The organism is Nostoc sp. (assembly GCF_036917515.1).
GTDB lineage: Bacteria > Cyanobacteriota > Cyanobacteriia > Cyanobacteriales > Nostocaceae > Nostoc.
This window is the reverse complement of the sequence record NZ_JBALDE010000001.1, coordinates 1-16,024: the sequence shown is the minus strand read 5'-3', so window position 1 is coordinate 16,024 and position 16,024 is coordinate 1. Positions and strand designations below refer to the sequence as shown.

The window sequence follows — 16,024 nt, the reverse complement described above, 5'->3', positions numbered from 1 at the left end:
TTCTTTTTCCATTTTTTCTAATCTCCGTAGACTTACAGTATGGACAATGCACAGTATGAACCCTCTCCTCATCCCTTTATTATGCAACACCCAAACGTTAAAATGATTCACCTCCCCCACCATCTGCAAAATACGAGTATAAAGAGCATCTGCAACTCTGAACCCTGCTGTTGCAATCAACCCATCGATCACAGGTTTGACAGCGACAATCAATCCTTTTTGTTTTGCTTCAACCAAAACCCCTAACAACCCAGTAATTCGTAATCCTAACCTATCAGCTTCCGCTCTTCCTCGCCGTTCGTCGATAAGTAGTAATTCTGCATTAAGTTCAATTGCTAAAGCTATTGCTTCACATTCACCTTCGTCCAATTGTTGCTCTAAAAGAACTGTGATTAAGGAGCGGTTTGTTACATGTCGTACTTCAATCCATCAAATGTACGTACCTCTACAGAACCAGGAACAGGTGTAGATGTACCTGTAAGTTCCCGAAAAACAGCTTCTGGAATCAGGATATAACTGTCGAAGTAAATCTAATTCACCAACAGCAGCAAGACTAGTGATTGGTGAAGTATCACTAATAACAATCACAACCTACCCAACTCACGCAAGTTTTTCAAATCGAGTTCAAAATCTTCTATTTCATAAGAATACAGAGGAATTTTGCGTTCTTGAAGCAACTGTTGAAACTGTATTTTATCCATTTCTGCCAACTTGCTAGCATATCCAAGGGGAAGTTTTCCCGATGCAAACAGCAATAGAGCAATTTCCTGTTTAAATTCGGCTGCTGTCATTCCACTAGCACGCAAAGTATCATCTGATATGATGACGCTCATTTTTCCCTCTTGCTAAAAATTTCGGTGGATTCAATAACCTGAGCATTATCGCTGACAAAATTCACTCTTTGTAGGGATTTTATCTGCACGATTATCTCAATAATAACCCCGATGTCAGCGCAGAAGATAGGCGTTTGTGTGATGACATCAAACGTTGAGGGTCAATAGCGATGTTAATTCAATTAAAATCAAAATAAACTTTATACGCCACACCCCATATAATGACAGACCAGCAATTACTAGAACGTATAGTTCTCAATCCAAAAGTGCTAGCAGGAAAGCCTGTAATTAGAGGAACCCGCTTGAGTGTTAGCATTACATTATTTCTCAACAAAATCAAAAAAATCTTTTACCAACTGCGTAATTGCACGTAAATAAATTCGTATCTTCCTATGAATGGGTTCAAACAATATAACTGACCTCAACAATACCTTGACAATATTCATAGGAGATACATAATCATGAAATCATTGAATTTGAAATTGATAATTCTAATGTTAGGAACTGTATCTTGCCTTCCTAAAGCACAAGCCATTAACTTATCAAAAACCCAAACTAATCAATCCCAATCGCAATTAGTATTAGCACAAGCCAATACCATTTCTGGATGGAAAAATGTTTCCTCTAGTACCTGGAATTTCTCTGGTATCTTACCCGTTGAACCAGGTGTCATGACAATGAAATTAGATAATGAATATATACTTATGGAGGCGCAACTAGCAGAAACCGATGAAAGTAAATATGGAATTTTTTACGGACAGTATCAGATGGATATTAGCCAAGTCGAGCCAAACGAATTATTGACTGCATTTGTCAGCGAGTTTCAAAATAAATCTCAAAAAATACTGGAAACTCGCAATATCTCATTAGGTCGTTATCCCGGCAAAGAATACACATATCAAGAAGGGGAAAAAATTACCAAACTTAGAGTATTTTTAGCTGATCAACGCATATATGTACTCTTTGTTGAGAACCCTGCTGTTGGTGACACTAGTAGATTTTTTAATGCTTTTAAAATTTTGTAGCAGCAAAAGAAATTATTTAGATAATTATTGTGTTGAATATTTTTCATTCAAACTTGTAGCGCGGGCATCTTGCCCGCTTTTTTAGTAAAAAATATCTCAATATAAAAAATTAAAATGCGTAAATACACCATTGTTTGCTCGTAAACATAATCAAAGGCATTCAAACAAAGCAAATAGGCGTTTACGATTATGACATCCTCATACATTCGCAGCATCTTTTTCACTACATTAGGTTTAAGCAGCAGCGTTTTACTAAACCTCAATACACCAAGTTTCGCGCAAGCAATAAGTCCATTACCATCACTTTCAACTACTACAAATCCTTCAACTTATCTTCCACTAGTACAACCTAAAAAGACTAACTTACAATGGGTTTACAGTGTAGCGGAAAGAGTGATTCGTGCTAATGAACTTGACGATCATCCCTGGCGCTTACAAATCACTGATGAATATAATATCAATGCCTACGCAGATGAGTTAAACAAAATCGTAATTTATAAAGGCTTGTTAGACCAAATACACGGCGATGATGCAGCTTTAGCTTTTATTATCAGTCATGAATTAGCCCACCATACACAACGCCATTCTGCACAGCAAGAAGAAGCAGAAGCTAGTTTACAAGAAAAATTACTCCAAGAAGCAGAAGTAGAATATAACAATTGGATTGTACAAGAACGGAGAAAATCGAAAACTCCCATATCACCCGCTACAAAAGATGTCATCAAACAACGAATTATTATCCAGAAAAAACAAGAGTTTGAGAGAACCATGCAAGCATTAAGTCGCCAGTATGAATTTCAAGCCGATGAAATTGGTTACACGTATATGATTAAGGCTGGTTATGATATAAATGGAGGTTTGCGAGTCTTGAACCTGTTTTCGCGTTTACCTTCAGACTACACAGAAATTAGCAGCCATCCACCAACACAACAAAGAATCAACGCTTTAAAGCAGGTAATGAATAAATATTTTTGGTTCGCTTTATGGATAGATGGCAATGAGCAATTAAAAAATAATCCTCAACCACTAAAATTAGATTTATCGGAAGATGGAGTATCTTTGCGAATCAACTCCAGATTTGTTTCACGATAGGCGTTGTTGCACGAATAGGGAGAATGGTAGATTATACTTATTACCAGATTTGTTGGGTTTAGCTTCATACCCTTCAGGATCTTGCTACAACCCAACCGATGATTCTCCTTAACTCAACTGTATTAAATCATCATTCGCAAAGGCGATCTCTTTGACCAAAAAAGGAAGCAATGACTATCAATCCTGAAGCAGATACCGCCAGAAATAAAAAAAAGCTAACTTAGGCTACTTTTAATTAAAGTTACGTAATGGTGAAATATACTTATAAATAAAATATTATTATACTCTTACCAAATATATACTGAACAGAGTATGCTTCAAGCTAATGAATCGAGACGCGCTGGTAGTGGGAATTAATCAGTATCCTTTTCTGAAGGATACTCCAACAAGCAAAGCCAAACATCTTGTGTCTGCTGCTAACGATGCTGAAGCGATCGCCTATATTTTAATTCAACAAATTTATAGTTCTGGCACCTGTAAGTTACGTTTATTACCTGCATAATGCTTGTAAATAATTTCTGGAGAGTTACCAACCCACCTTCCTACATCCTTCGCATCAATATCACCTTCCAGGCAAAGAGTAATAAAAGTATGCCTGCATTGATAAGGTTTGCGATATTCGCTTACTACACCCTGTTTTACAAGTTGAGTTACGATTCCATCTATATGTGTACCACGATGATTTTTGTAAACTTTCCAGGCATGATTGAGAAAATCTCCAAAGTCTACTATACCGCCTTTCTTACTTCTAAAGATAAAATCATCTGGTTTACAGTTCTCAGGTTTGATAGAGTGTAAAATTTCACGTTGCTGATGATTAATCGGAAAACGTCTTTGGCTTTGGGTTTTTAATCCATCTTTGAGAGTTAACCCTTTAGTACTGATGGTAATTGCTTGCTCAAAAGTAATGTATTTATCACTGATATGCTTCCATTGTAGAGCGATCGCTTCTGATGGTCTGCACCCAGTAAAAAATAATAATTTTACTAAAGGAGCATAATAGCTGTAGAGTTTGCTCTCCTCAAATGCTTGAATTATGCTATCCCGTTCTTCCTTAGTAAAGGGATTAATTTCATATTCTGCCGATTCTGACTTCGGTATCTGAATATCTTTTGCCATACTCTGAAAGGGATTAGATTCAATTAGCTGACTTTTAAGTGCCCAATCACAGCAAGCATTTATATTTGTCAAAGTACGTTTAGCTGCATTAGCACTGAGATTTGCAACTAAATAGTCTCGAATTGCGATCGCATTATCTAAAGTTTTAGTTGGTAACTTAGCAATGTAATTGCGATACTTGCGGTAGTCAACTGCATAAGTAGAAGGACTAACCTGTGGTTTTTTAAACTCAGCGTATTTTTCCCATAATTCTCCTAAGTCATATTGGGGGGTAGCTGAAGGACTAATTGGCGTAATTGGGCTAACGGTGCTTAATGAAGCTGCTGGTTTGTACTTAACTAAACTGGCATCAAACTCTCCATAGGCAATATCTCTCTGAATTGTTGCCGCTAAAGTCGATGCTTGATGTCTTCCTAAAGTTGTATCGTAATGCCTTGTCGAAAGGTACAAACGCTTGGTTTTTAGCTCTCCCGTTGGCGTCACAATATCATGAGAAAAAACTAATTGGAGGCTGCCGTTAAAGTTCTTAATCTGCACTGAACCCCGACGGGCAATACTTTGAGATTTTTAAGATTCCATAAGGGTAATTAACTGGGGTAAAGACCTTTATCCTTCCACTACCCCAGTTTTACCCCAGTTCTTTACCCAAACTACCCAAAATAACCCTAAAAATCTCTGATGGCTTTGAAAACAAGCCTTTTACGCCCAATAAAAAAGGCTTAAAAACCCTGTAGTGCTTATGTTTTTCCTTAAAGGCGGCACCCGGATTTGAACCGGGGGTGAAGGTTTTGCAGACCTCTGCCTTACCACTTGGCTATGCCGCCACAGCAAAATATCCTGAACTACTTTAATGTTGCTAAGGTATCTTAGTAGCCATTTAGTAGTCATAGGGCGCTAGTTAAACCATGATAGCATAGGATTCTGAGGTAGAGATAGTAGGTTAACTGGATGTTTTTGGTAGTTTTTAGGACTAAAAGAGAATTGGCAAAATAGCTGAATGATAGCTGTTGTTTTTAGAATGTTGTTATTTTACCCTAGAATGCAAAAGAAAGGATACAGCAAGGTAATTCTTGGTATTTACGATTGTGAGTTCCCACCCCTTCTGCAACCACTCCAATAAAAGCGATCGCACTTGGGCAACTAGCAAAAATTACCCTTTTTTTATCTCAAAAATAACCTTACAAATATATTTCACAGTCTGAAATGTAATCATAATAAGGGTCGCAATTGTCGCAGGACAGTTATCCTTCACAAAAAATGATGTGGGCGACACACAAAACGAGATAACAAAGTGCGATCGCACCTCTGGAAGTATTGGTTTCTCGTTGTCGCGGTCGCGGCAACGCAACTTAGGTTTCATAAAAAATCTACATATATATTTCAATCCTCAAAGGTTACGCCAAGGTCAACGCCAAGGGTCACTTCGATTCTGCGAATCATCTCTTCACTTACAGATGAGTAAATCTGTTCGTTTTCAAGCTGATACCAATAGGGGCGAGAGATACCAGATTCCCTACATATCTGGGATAGAGAGCGTTTATCTCCCTCCCTGGCTTTTTTGATTTTTTCCCCTAGACCGGGGAAAGTTTTGACCACTTCAACAGTGCGCTTTACCTGCATCAATAGCGACATAATTTTGACCCAATAGTTGATTCTATTGTATGTTGTCGCTATAGAGTTGTTTGTTGTCTGCCAATAGTATACAAAAATTTTGAGATGAACTTCATCTGTACCAATCAAAATGCAAGCCAAGGAACAGAAAGACTATTACAGACAAGCATTTGAGGCAATTTCAGGTGAACTGTCGCCTAGACGGTGGAGACAAATTAAGGGGGAGATAGAGAATTCTGGGCTAGTTATTAACTTAAAAAATATCCAAACCTATGCAATCCTCAAAGTAAAAAACCCGCGAACGGTTATCACTAAGTCAGCACTAAAAACATTTAATCGGTTTCAAGATAACTACTCTAATTGTCAGGATTTGACAGGGGAATTAATTTTATCTATTCTTCGAGAAATTAAACCCAATGTAACAGATAGAATGCTGCTAAATGCTTTCTACAAAGCACGTATACGATTTTGCAAACATCAAGTTTACACTTTTCAAGAAGCATCTAAAGTTGTTTTCTTAACCACAATTTTGAGGAATAAATAGCCATGAGCAAAGAACTGAAGAACAAAGTCGATTCTATCCGCCGCACCCTTAAAAATAATGCTCTAGAAGTGTCAGGAACAGCTATTGAGATGAAAATTTTAGAGCTGTATCCAAACTACGAAACTGACTGAAACAGCGACACTCACACAGAAGTAATCAAGGCTATCACTAAAGACCATCAATCAACTGAAATAGTAAATGTGATCATGCCCACCACAGCACCAACTCTAACTCAGCACCAAGAAGCTGAAACCCGTACAGAGCAAGAAACAATGGACGATCGGATGCAAATGATCGCCCCTCTAGAAGAGGACAATAACGAAGGTGCGATCGCATCTGATGAAATTGATTATTCGGATGCAGACAAACGAGCGCTCACAGTACAGAAGTCTCAGGAATTGGGTATAACATTGAGCAATACTGAGATTAATTTAATTGCTGACAGTATTGAGCAATGCGGCGAAAGTTTAGACGAATTACTTAATGGTATTCAATCAGCATTAGTTGCTTATATCAATCATAAAACTAGCCAGAATACTCAAAAAATTGATAGTGCTTTAGATGCTGTGGTTGATTATGCAGAGCAGAAATTCAACCTTGTCGTGGGCTAACAAATGCCAGATTGATTACGACGAAAAGTTTCAACAGCTAGAAGATTTAAAAAGCTATTTTAAATTAACAACTGTATTAGCCAGGAACGAAAGAGAGTTTAAAGCTACTGCTATAAATCAAACATGCATGGGACACGCAACGGGTAAAAAGTGGACAGATATCAATAGATGCTGTGCAAGATAGGTTGAAGTAAGCAGGCAGAAATTCAAGACCGTAGCCACACGTCTACAGTAAAACAATTTGATTTAAACGATAGCCATATTGATAAAACTATTACTGAGAACAAACTGGCAGCAGCCGAAGCAACAAAGAAATTAGAAAAACTAAATAAGCTGGTTGATACTAAAGTAGCTGACCAAGCGCCAGCGAATAAGCAACTGAAAAATAGTTTAATTGATGCGCTAAAGAATCATGAGGATGGGTGGTTGTGGTATCTAGTTGAGTCATTCACTGCAATTATCATTCATGGTAAGGCTGGCAGCTATAAAAGTTATACAGCCGCCGCTATTACCCTTCTCAAGCATTATTTGATTGATGCTAAGGTTGAGTCAATTTGTGATATTGACTTTGACCAAAATAAAAATGATTCCTGGAAATTTCTATAGGAATCATATTTGATTTCTGAAAAAGACTGCGGGATAATACGGATAGAAAAATCTGTCTAATAATGAACAATGATAAACCAGCATTTAGAAATGGCGATACCTTCGGTAAGCTGAGTCGCAAAGCGACACGCTGCGCGAACGCTAACGCAGAATTACAAGAATTTATCGATAGTCGTCCAGATGCCCGTGAACTAAGAAAAGCTTTGGCGGTGAAACTGGTTTATCAAGGCTACAAGTATCAGGAAATTCAAACAATTTTAGCTGAAAGCTTACAATGCTGGGAATTCTGACAATATGATTGATTATTTACCTTATTTATGAGACCAGTCTAAGAGCCAACGATTACTTCTTTTTTGGGATGGTGCTTCTTACCATCGTTCACATCTAGTTCAAAACTTTTTAGGCGAAATAAATCAAGGTTTATCTCCAGAACAATGGAAAATTCACTGCGTCCGCTTTGCTTTTAATTGCCCATCCCAAAATCCTATAGAAGATATTTGGTTACAAGCAAAAACTTGGGTGAGACGTTTTTGTGCTTTAATTCCAACATTCTCTCATTTCAAGTGGATGGAAGAAGTGGTTTATCCGAAACACAAATGAGTGATTTTCTGTCTCTCCAGATGTACGGAGTTTTTTCAGAAATCAAATACTAGTCCTATAGGTGCGATCGCACTTAACACAACATAAAAAAGCTGGCTTGAAGATAGCTAGCTTTTTTATTTATGTTGCTTTTCCAAAGCTCTGATTACATCTAGTCGCGCATCACCTGATATCCAATCGTCAGAGTTGGGGTACATTTCCATAATTTTATTTTTAATAATACCTCGGTTGATTTTTAAGCCTTTCGTCTCTAAAGTGACGGCAATAGTGTTTGACTTACTTTTTAATTGTGCTGGGGATAATTTCTTCCTTGCCGGAGCAGAAACCCCATTATCTTCTGTTACTTTGGGTGCGTAGGCGCAGCCCGCCGTAGGCATCGCATCTTCTTTGTCCTGGAGCAGAGACGAAACCACATCTTGAGTTGTTACTTCGGTCATGACCGGGAGATGCGATCGCACTTGCGAAAGAACTACGGGGTGAGGGATTGGGCTATTCCAAAATAGCTGACCAATTGAACAAATTAGGGCTAACGACCTCAAAGGGCGGTCAATGGTACGCGGCGAACATTCGACAAAGATTGATGAGTATTGGCATCAATTAAAAATTGCAATTAACTACTATAAATATGCGATCTAAGAAAGTGCGATCGCATTTCTCTTGTTGGTAGATGGGAGGATGCGATCGCACTTTTGGATTTTAGGGAATGGCTAGACATCTAGACTGGCATTCTTGCCAGAATAGCCCCTCTAGGATGCCTTAGAGGGGCGAATCATCATCTGTAAAATCTGCCATGCTGAGGCAAAAATTTCAGCTTCTTTATCGTCAGCAGGCTGCCATAGGATCGGTTGCTTGCCTTTGATTTTTAATGCATTTTGAAAAAGTATTGGAGTAATGAACAGAAATTTCTACAGACTCTAAATTTGAATTTTTTAACACTGATGAATAAAGTCCATGCTTTAGAGCATTTCGTGACACAATCTTTTTGCCAACTCTTGTTCGTACCCCCGTCGAAAATAGCCAGGGCTTATTAATATTTATTTGTTGCCGTGCTTCCTCTGCCCTTTCATAATTCCAGCCAGCTTTATAAGCCTTTTGTTTGTGCTGTGGTGCGACTTCAGGATTAATTAAGTCCCAAAGTTTTTGCAGTTTATCAGCATCAAAATCTTTGTCATCTTTTGACATTATTTTACTTCTTGAAAACGCAACAATATGCTATCAATCGAGTCTTCTTTTTTGACCATCTTTATTTTTTATAAATAACAGGTAACTACCCATTATTTATAATTCCCTATTCGTTGGGAACTAACTGATGAATCGGGTTTTTTCCATGAGGTTCGGTTCCAGAAACGAGGGTCAATGGGAATTTCATGAGGTTGAAATCCAAAAATGGGGGGGGTAGAAGAGAAAAGATATGGTTGCGTTTGTTTTGGGGAAGTATTAAATCATCGTGTGTTGAATAAAAAGATAGGGGTGCAGCAGATGATGGAATTTAACCCAGAACAGCTAAGAGAAAACAATAATAGTTGGACTAGTGCTGGTAAAAATAAAGGCAAAGTACTACAAATACTTAAACGTACTAAGAAAGTAATTGTAAAAGATGTAGGTGGTGGGTCAGTTTATGAGCTTATAAAACCTCAAGAGCACGGAATTAAAAAAGCTTTACTTGAACGCCCTCTTCTTGCTGATACATCGGTAATTCTTCAAAAGTTGATAGTAGACATTCTGCACACAACAACAGAAAGGAATGTAAGGGAACTGATACTCACAGCCATGAGGCAGATGAAATGGGAGACAGAGCTTTTCACCAAACAACTAGAAACACATATTGCAGAAGTAGAAATTAAAAATAGAGAACTAAGCGAAGCAGAAAAAGAACAAGTAAAAAAACGAGACGGTTATGTTTGCCTATGTTGTGGAGTTAATACAAAAGGTAAATTAAAAATCGACTATATTAAACCTTCTATGGGGGGTGAAACATCTATAGAAAACTTCCAAACTCTGTGTGTTATTTGCAGTAAATACAAAGGCAATAATGAAACAGATTTTCGGTGTAATACAACAAAATTGAGCATTCCTAAAAATCTAGATTTATCATTTAGAACAGAAAGCCAACACCCTAAAAGAACTTTAAAAAGAATAGTTAATTTATTTTATGATTGCAACGCAGTTTATAATATTAAGTGGGAAGTATATATTTATACTTATACAATATATTTATACCCTAATAACAATCCTGAATGGTTGCTTCAACATAAAGCAGAACTTCTCAAATACATTCAAGATAGGCTTGGTGGTAGTGCTTTGAATATTGAAGTTACTACAACTGAATAAATGTATTAAAATCTTGGTTAACTAATTGTGAATCAGTGGTCAAAATCGTTGTAGGCTGTGGATCACAGGGTCTACAGTTAGACAATGAAAATAAATCGGCATGGACGCGCCAAAGTTCTTATACAGTCAGAGATACAGCTAATTTTCAGCTATGGTACAGGGGTAACGCTGATATTATCGAGTATCCCATCCATTGACTCAGTGTCAGAACCATTGTCGCTAAATTCAATTTTTGTTTGAGTACTAGTTGCAATAAACGACAAACTGTAAGAACTTAATACCTCATCTAAATTATTGCTAGTAGTAGGGTCAGTAATGATTAGATTAATTAGAGAAGTGAGGTTGCTAGAATCTAGAATATTTATTTTTATAGATTGAGTTCCAATATAGTAACCAGGTGCTTTGTAGTTACCATAAAAAAAAGATAAAACATACTTTTGTCCGGCAACGGTAGAAATAGTTTGAGAGATACTACCATTAGGGACTCTATCTCCATCGTTAAAAATAACTATATAACGATCAGTATAAGGTGCTACTACACTCCCTAGTACTCTATAGTTATCGCTATTAACAATACTCATAGCTCCAATTAAATCCCATTCTGTTTGACTTGCACCTTTCTCAAAGTCACCATTATTAACCAGATTATTAGCATTATTGCTGCCAGTTGAAGCAGAGATAATATTTGTTGACTCAGGGGTAGCTTTGTTTTTAAACTCCTGAGCTAAAACTGATGACATAGGTGTAAGAGTTGCAAAAGTAGCAAGAGCTATAATTCCTTTTTTCCAATTTATCTTCATCAGTTTTAACTCTTTTGTTGTGGGATTAGATGTTTTAGGTAAGTGAGACATTGCTTTTACGGTTGAAAAATGAGCTAACGTTAGCCCTAAAGTTCTAAGTATCATAGTTAACTTTATGCAGTTAATAACATCTCACTAGCTTTTCTTCAGACGTTAGTACACTTTTTATGCAAATTGTGAAATTATTTTTTACACTCAAGTAGGACTCTGTTGTGAGATTTAGCGGAGTGGGGAATATCAGCGCGATCGCTAATCTCGGTCAAGTAAATTCCGGTTAATAGGTGTCAAATCGTTGTAGGCTATGGATCACAGGGTCAACAGTCTACTGATGAAATTCAATCGGCACGGAAAAGCTAAAGTACTTACACAAGAGGAGATACAGCTAATCTTCAGCGATGGCTTAGACAATGACCAAGATAGAACTTTGTTCGGTGTCTGCCTGTTTAGTGCCTGTAGAATTCGTGAATGCTGTACCCTGTTGACCCAAGATATTTACACACCCAAGGGCAACGTTAGATCCCGACTGATTATTAGAAAGTCAAACACCAAGGGGAAACTGGCTACCCGTTCCATACCAGTAATAGAAGACTTACGCCAAATACTAAGCAATTATTACCCACTGGCAGGAGATGATTATCTGTTTCCCGGTCGCAGTGATGGACATATCAGCGAAGATTCAGCCGCTAGAATTTTGAGAGAAGCTTGTCAGCAGGTCGGCATCATTGGAGTTAGCACCCACAGTTTTAGACGCACTGGTTTAACTTAGATGAGTAATGCTCGAATACCACTGAGAGTTATTCAGGAAATCTCAGGGCATCGGAACTTGGAACAGTTGCAGAGATATTTAGAAGTGACTGACGAACAGGTATTAGGAGCGGCGGCGAGTTTAGCTATGTTATCGCCTGTGGCTAGTAATGGTGTAGAGCTAGGAACTCCTGCAAGCAAGCAATGAACTAACCGAACTCTCCGATTCGGAACAGTCGAAAATAGTCGGTGGGGCAGTATATCAGCCAGTAATCGAGTGTCAGAAGTTAAGTGATGGTTCGGGATGGCTAAGTAGAACAGTAGTCTAAAAGCCTTCTACATCTAGAGTATTTTAGTGTTCCAGTCAGTATGCCTGACTGGTTTAATTTTTGCTGTTTATTAGAATCATAGTCCTCAAGATATCGGGAAATGGGATAATCTTGTAAATCTATTTTTTTTCTTAAGAGGATGTTCAAATGCCAGAAACACAAGTTGGAGATATTAGCATTTATTACGAGGTGAAAGGCAGTGGATATCCACTACTCATGATTATGGGTTTAAGCTTCAGCCTTTTGGACTGGGGGGATGTGTTTCTTGATGAACTGGCAAAACATTACCAAGTCATTGTGTTTGATAACCGCGATTCTGGACGTACAAAAAGTCAGTCAACAGACAACTACACGACTGCTGATATGGCAAATGATGCAGCAGGATTGCTTAATGCTTTAGGAATAGCACAAGCTCATGTTCTTGGACTCAGCATGGGTGGTATGATTGCTCAACAGTTTGCCTTGAAACATGCTAGCAAGCTAAATAAATTGATATTATCCTGCACAATGGCAGGTGGAGATTGTAGCGATTTCAACCCAAATAATCAAGGAGATTTATTGGATCTTCTTTTTCCAGAATCATACTTAGCTATCTCTAATAACCGGGAAAAAGCAGAAGATTTTTTCAAAAAAACCTCACTTTATCACAGTCAGCCAGATGGTTTGAGCAGACTAATACAGGCGCACAATACTCACGATACCTGTAATTTATTGCAAGGCATTAAAGTACCTACTTTAATCATTACTGGAGATAGCGATTTCGTAATTCCTCCTGTAAATAGTAATATTTTGAATAACAAAATTTCTGATTCAGAACTCAAAATTATTAAACAAGCCGGACATGGGTTTCTTTATAGTCATACTGCTGAATTTGCAAAAATTTTGATTGATTTTTTATCGTAATTCAAAAACGTAAAAATACGTAAGTTCGATAGAACTAAAAAATAGCAGGAGGTAGTGCAGGCAAATCTTTTGGATAAATATTAATCAAGGGTTTTTTAGGCAAATAAGGCTTCTGTGCAGGTAACACTGAAAGCTTTCTTATTTAATTCTACTTGTAGGATGTATTTTACCAAATAATATTATTTATCAGAACTATAAAGTCATATAGCCTGTGTAGTACAATCCTAACCTTTACTGTAAACCTGTTTTATCGCAATGTCGGGAAATATGGTTATCCCGACATCTCACCAAAAGCTTCTACAGTACAGCATTCAGACCAAAGTACGCTGTTTTAGTTTCTCCCTGCCTTAGGTTGTTGTAGATGGGTTCTCGGTTGTTGTAGATGGGTTCTCAGTTGCAGGGATGGCAGCAGGACAATCGATTATAACTTCAACAATCTGATAAAATTTTGGTCTTGGTTTTATTATTTTTGGTTTTTTATATCCTCCTATAACGTTTTGAGTTTCATCATCGGATAAATTTATGTATTCTTGCAGATTGTCAATTTTGATTTGAGTCATAACTAAATTTTGATTTTTGGCATAGATTTACTATAAAGCAAGTAACAGCTTATTTTTAGTCTCTTTTTGCCTTTTATACATCGGATTGTAATTAGCTACTGAACTAAAACGCTGTGTAAGCGATTCTAGATGCGGATTAGGGAACATTTAAGTTAGGCAATCAAAGATTAGTCATTGGGCGATCGCTGTGGTTGGAGCGGTGGCAGTGGTCGAGTGTGGGCGGGGTTGGTCAAAGGGCGATAGCCAAAAACTACCCTCAGTTTAAGATTGTTTCTCTGCCCTTATGATTGCCACTGCCGATACCATCCCAGCAGATGTTAATCTCTGTGCGGTCGTAGTCAAAGATTTTCATGAGGTTCAAATCCCAAAAATGGGGAGGTCAATATGTCACTGTGGTTTGTGCTTCTTTTCTTCCAACTATCATTCATATCCAGCAGAGAGTTAAAATTATTGACCGCGTAGCCGGGAAGCTTAGAGCAACAAAATGATAGCCCTTTCTGCCCTCCAGCAATTTTTATTAATCTGCTTAAATCAATTAATCGTTTTCGTGCCCTCTTGGTGATATTTGCCTGTTTCTTATCCGGCGGATAGATTTCTAAAAGTTCATCCAACCAAAAAACTAAGGATAAGGCACTGCCATAATTGATTCTTAGTTTCTGAGAAATATCTTTGGCATATTGAATTGATGTTTGGTCATTTGTTAGGGCAACTTTCTTGTCGAAAATTTGACCCATTTCTTTTACTATTTGTTTCTCCTGTCGAGCAATTGCTTCGGCAACTTTTTTATCTGCAATATCCATTGTTTTTATCCTTTTATAATTATTATTCCAAAAGGAAGTTGATGGGGGGGGATAGGGGGCAGGCACGACCAGGGAAGTGCGATCGCACTTCAAGAGGCGAGTTGATTTCGGTCGATATATTCCAGCACGGCATTACGTAGAATGTACTGGATTTTGATATTGTTTTTAGCAGCAATCCCCCTTAAGTCGACTCCTATTGGTTGCCTAAATGTAAACTGAATCGACATATCAAACGTGCATTCTTTGAGCTTCTTTTTTGGCATGGCAAAAAATCATTTTCTTATTTTTATATTAAGCTCAAGTATCACTATTTAGCAATAGAAACTCTTAAAAATATTATTACTTAATTAGTTTTTTTTAATTTGTGATATACTTAATTTGCAAGGTTTATATCTGTTAGTTTATATTAGTAAATGTTTTTTAAAGGTGACTACGTTATTTGACATTATGGAATAATTGGCGATTATAGCGATTCCTAGTTGAGTGCAATACAGCATGGGATAATGGAGTATTATTAACGTCTAAGTACTCGTGAAATGAAACCTTACTCCTGTGATCTGCGTCAGAAAGTGATCAATGCACATACTAATCAAGAAGGCTCTCAACGAGAATTGGCAATAAGATTTAGTGTCAGCTTGAGTTTTGTTCAAAGTTTACTGAGACGATATCGTAGTAGTGGGACAGTTGAGCCAAAACCTCACGGTGGAGGTCAAATACCAAAGCTCAATAATGAGCAACTGGCATTGGTAGGGTTATTAGTAGAGTCAAATAATGATGCTACTTTGGTGGAATTGTGCGATCGCTTAGAACAACACACTCAAGTAAAGATAAGTCGTTCTTCAATGGGTAGAATCACCCAAAAGCTAAATCTGACACGCAAAAAAAAACATTACACGCCAGCGAAAAGTATACAGAACGGGTGCAGAAACTCAGAGCAGAGTATTGGACAACAATTGGAACCGTAAACCTAGCCGACCTGGTATTTATCGACGAAGCGGGAGCGGAGCCGGAGACGCTCCGCCTCCGGTTAACATCGCCATGACTCGGCATTTTGCTCGTTCCCCTAAAGGTAGTCGTGCTTATGGCGACCGCCCTGATGGACGTGGGAAAAATGTGACAATGATTGGGGCTATGTCATTGGAGGGGATTATTGCCGCAATCACCTTTCAAGGAGGCACAGATAGCAATGCATTTTACACTTATGTCACTCAAGTTTTGGTTCCTAAACTTTGGCAGGCGTGCCTGTGTAGTAATGGATAATTTCAGTTCCCACAAGATTAAAAGTATCCAAGAAGCAATTGAATCTGTTGGGGCAAGATTAGTTTACTTGTCTCCTTACTCTCCGGACTTTTCACCAATTGAAAACTGTTGGTCGAAGGTGAAAGAGTTTTTGCGTTCGCAAGCTGCTAGAACATATCTTGAGTGTGATTTGAACGATAATTTAGCCAAACGGTCACGAAATACTTCACTCTGTACTAGGACAACATATAGTTCAAAGTTATAAATTGAGTTTAAA

At 37.8% G+C, this 16,024-nt stretch carries 24 protein-coding genes, 1 tRNA gene and 2 pseudogenes; 17 read left to right on the top strand and 10 right to left on the bottom strand.

Annotated features, from left to right (window positions below):
* Together V7K89_RS00130 and V7K89_RS00125 are read right to left on the bottom strand one after the other, a co-directional pair.
* Nucleotides 1-369: DUF3368 domain-containing protein (locus V7K89_RS00130; protein WP_335183730.1), on the bottom strand; the 369-nt coding region annotated here is incomplete at its 3' end.
* A 215-nt stretch (nt 370-584) separates the two neighbouring features.
* Nucleotides 585-833 (bottom strand): UPF0175 family protein, encoded by a 249-nt coding sequence (locus V7K89_RS00125; RefSeq protein WP_335183729.1) that lies wholly within the window; start codon nt 831-833, stop codon nt 585-587.
* Between the two features lie 221 nt (nt 834-1,054).
* On the opposite strand from V7K89_RS00125, the gene V7K89_RS00120 reads away from it, so the two are divergent.
* From V7K89_RS00120 to V7K89_RS00105, 4 genes are all read left to right on the top strand, one after another.
* Nucleotides 1,055-1,207 carry a DUF433 domain-containing protein gene (locus V7K89_RS00120; protein WP_335183728.1) on the top strand — a complete coding sequence of 51 codons (153 nt, stop codon included), beginning with the start codon at nt 1,055-1,057 and terminating at the stop codon, nt 1,205-1,207.
* An 87-nt stretch (nt 1,208-1,294) separates the two neighbouring features.
* Entirely contained in the window at nt 1,295-1,858 is a 564-nt protein-coding gene (locus V7K89_RS00115) for a hypothetical protein (protein ID WP_335183727.1), read from the top strand.
* Nucleotides 1,859-2,047: 189 nt separating this feature from the next.
* Complete coding sequence (locus V7K89_RS00110) at nt 2,048-2,950, top strand: M48 family metallopeptidase (protein WP_335183726.1); 903 nt, start codon at nt 2,048-2,050, stop codon at nt 2,948-2,950.
* Nucleotides 2,951-3,275: 325 nt separating this feature from the next.
* A complete protein-coding gene (locus V7K89_RS00105) occupies nt 3,276-3,452 on the top strand; it encodes a hypothetical protein (protein ID WP_335183725.1) in 177 nt (58 codons plus the stop codon).
* Here V7K89_RS00105 and V7K89_RS00100 read toward each other — a convergent pair.
* From V7K89_RS00100 to V7K89_RS00090, 3 genes are all read right to left on the bottom strand, one after another.
* Nucleotides 3,410-4,606, bottom strand: a complete 1,197-nt coding sequence (locus V7K89_RS00100) for a tyrosine-type recombinase/integrase (protein ID WP_335183724.1) — start codon at nt 4,604-4,606, stop codon at nt 3,410-3,412. The genes V7K89_RS00105 and V7K89_RS00100 overlap by 43 nt on opposite strands.
* A gap of 216 nt (nt 4,607-4,822) precedes the next feature.
* Nucleotides 4,823-4,893: transfer RNA gene (locus tag V7K89_RS00095), tRNA-Cys, on the bottom strand.
* Between the two features lie 556 nt (nt 4,894-5,449).
* The gene (locus V7K89_RS00090; protein ID WP_335183723.1) at nt 5,450-5,701 is read right to left on the bottom strand and encodes a helix-turn-helix domain-containing protein; all 252 of its coding nucleotides are present in this window, start codon (nt 5,699-5,701) and stop codon (nt 5,450-5,452) included.
* Nucleotides 5,702-5,810: 109 nt separating this feature from the next.
* On the opposite strand from V7K89_RS00090, the gene V7K89_RS00085 reads away from it, so the two are divergent.
* The 6 genes and pseudogenes from V7K89_RS00085 to V7K89_RS00060 all read left to right on the top strand — a co-directional run.
* Nucleotides 5,811-6,224, top strand: a complete 414-nt coding sequence (locus V7K89_RS00085) for a hypothetical protein (protein ID WP_335183722.1) — start codon at nt 5,811-5,813, stop codon at nt 6,222-6,224.
* 2 nt (nt 6,225-6,226) lie between these two features.
* Nucleotides 6,227-6,355: a hypothetical protein gene (locus V7K89_RS00080; RefSeq protein ID WP_335183721.1), complete on the top strand. Its 129-nt coding sequence runs from the start codon at nt 6,227-6,229 to the stop codon at nt 6,353-6,355.
* Between the two features lie 75 nt (nt 6,356-6,430).
* Complete coding sequence (locus V7K89_RS00075) at nt 6,431-6,835, top strand: hypothetical protein (protein ID WP_335183720.1); 405 nt, start codon at nt 6,431-6,433, stop codon at nt 6,833-6,835.
* A 426-nt stretch (nt 6,836-7,261) separates the two neighbouring features.
* Complete coding sequence (locus V7K89_RS00070; RefSeq protein ID WP_335183719.1) at nt 7,262-7,441, top strand: hypothetical protein; 180 nt, start codon at nt 7,262-7,264, stop codon at nt 7,439-7,441.
* A 62-nt stretch (nt 7,442-7,503) separates the two neighbouring features.
* Nucleotides 7,504-7,731, top strand: coding sequence for a hypothetical protein (locus tag V7K89_RS00065; protein ID WP_335183718.1), 228 nt, complete (start codon nt 7,504-7,506; stop codon nt 7,729-7,731).
* A pseudogene (locus V7K89_RS00060) lies at nt 7,703-8,094 on the top strand (transposase); the annotation flags it as partial. The gene V7K89_RS00065 and the pseudogene V7K89_RS00060, both read left to right, overlap by 29 nt.
* A 63-nt stretch (nt 8,095-8,157) precedes the next feature.
* Here the strand turns inward: V7K89_RS00060 and V7K89_RS00055 are convergent.
* Nucleotides 8,158-8,478, bottom strand: a complete 321-nt coding sequence (locus V7K89_RS00055) for a hypothetical protein (protein WP_335183717.1) — start codon at nt 8,476-8,478, stop codon at nt 8,158-8,160.
* Nucleotides 8,479-8,492: 14 nt separating this feature from the next.
* Between V7K89_RS00055 and V7K89_RS35675 the strand changes: the two genes are divergently transcribed.
* Nucleotides 8,493-8,642, top strand: a complete 150-nt coding sequence (locus V7K89_RS35675; protein WP_442941534.1) for a recombinase family protein — start codon at nt 8,493-8,495, stop codon at nt 8,640-8,642.
* A gap of 221 nt (nt 8,643-8,863) precedes the next feature.
* Here V7K89_RS35675 and V7K89_RS00050 read toward each other — a convergent pair whose 3' ends face one another.
* Entirely contained in the window at nt 8,864-9,223 is a 360-nt protein-coding gene (locus V7K89_RS00050) for a hypothetical protein (RefSeq protein WP_335183716.1), read from the bottom strand.
* A 204-nt stretch (nt 9,224-9,427) separates the two neighbouring features.
* Here V7K89_RS00050 and V7K89_RS00045 point away from each other — a divergent pair, with 204 nt between their 5' ends.
* A complete protein-coding gene (locus tag V7K89_RS00045; protein WP_335183715.1) occupies nt 9,428-10,372 on the top strand; it encodes an HNH endonuclease in 945 nt (314 codons plus the stop codon).
* Nucleotides 10,373-10,521: 149 nt separating this feature from the next.
* On the opposite strand, the gene V7K89_RS00040 is transcribed toward V7K89_RS00045, so the two are convergent.
* Nucleotides 10,522-11,277, bottom strand: coding sequence for a DUF642 domain-containing protein (locus V7K89_RS00040; RefSeq protein ID WP_335183714.1), 756 nt, complete (start codon nt 11,275-11,277; stop codon nt 10,522-10,524).
* A 223-nt stretch (nt 11,278-11,500) separates the two neighbouring features.
* On the opposite strand from V7K89_RS00040, the pseudogene V7K89_RS00035 reads away from it, so the two are divergent.
* A pseudogene (locus V7K89_RS00035) lies at nt 11,501-12,124 on the top strand (tyrosine-type recombinase/integrase).
* 268 nt (nt 12,125-12,392) lie between these two features.
* Entirely contained in the window at nt 12,393-13,148 is a 756-nt protein-coding gene (locus V7K89_RS00030) for an alpha/beta fold hydrolase (protein ID WP_335183713.1), read from the top strand.
* 347 nt (nt 13,149-13,495) lie between these two features.
* On the opposite strand, the gene V7K89_RS00025 is transcribed toward V7K89_RS00030, so the two are convergent.
* Nucleotides 13,496-13,708, bottom strand: coding sequence for a hypothetical protein (locus V7K89_RS00025; RefSeq protein WP_335183712.1), 213 nt, complete (start codon nt 13,706-13,708; stop codon nt 13,496-13,498).
* Nucleotides 13,709-14,046: 338 nt separating this feature from the next.
* The gene (locus tag V7K89_RS00020) at nt 14,047-14,508 is read right to left on the bottom strand and encodes a hypothetical protein (RefSeq protein ID WP_335183711.1); all 462 of its coding nucleotides are present in this window, start codon (nt 14,506-14,508) and stop codon (nt 14,047-14,049) included.
* Nucleotides 14,509-15,044: 536 nt separating this feature from the next.
* On the opposite strand from V7K89_RS00020, the gene V7K89_RS00015 reads away from it, so the two are divergent.
* Genes V7K89_RS00015 through V7K89_RS35670 form a run of 3 tightly spaced genes read left to right on the top strand, consistent with a single transcriptional unit; the run spans nt 15,045 to nt 16,012 of the window.
* Entirely contained in the window at nt 15,045-15,473 is a 429-nt protein-coding gene (locus V7K89_RS00015) for a helix-turn-helix domain-containing protein (protein ID WP_335183710.1), read from the top strand.
* Entirely contained in the window at nt 15,451-15,768 is a 318-nt protein-coding gene (locus tag V7K89_RS00010; protein WP_335183709.1) for a transposase, read from the top strand. The genes V7K89_RS00015 and V7K89_RS00010 overlap by 23 nt, the downstream gene beginning before the upstream one ends.
* Nucleotides 15,695-16,012, top strand: coding sequence for a transposase (locus V7K89_RS35670; protein WP_442941532.1), 318 nt, complete (start codon nt 15,695-15,697; stop codon nt 16,010-16,012). Before V7K89_RS00010 ends, V7K89_RS35670 begins: the two co-directional genes overlap by 74 nt.
* Nucleotides 16,013-16,024 lie beyond the last annotated feature (12 nt).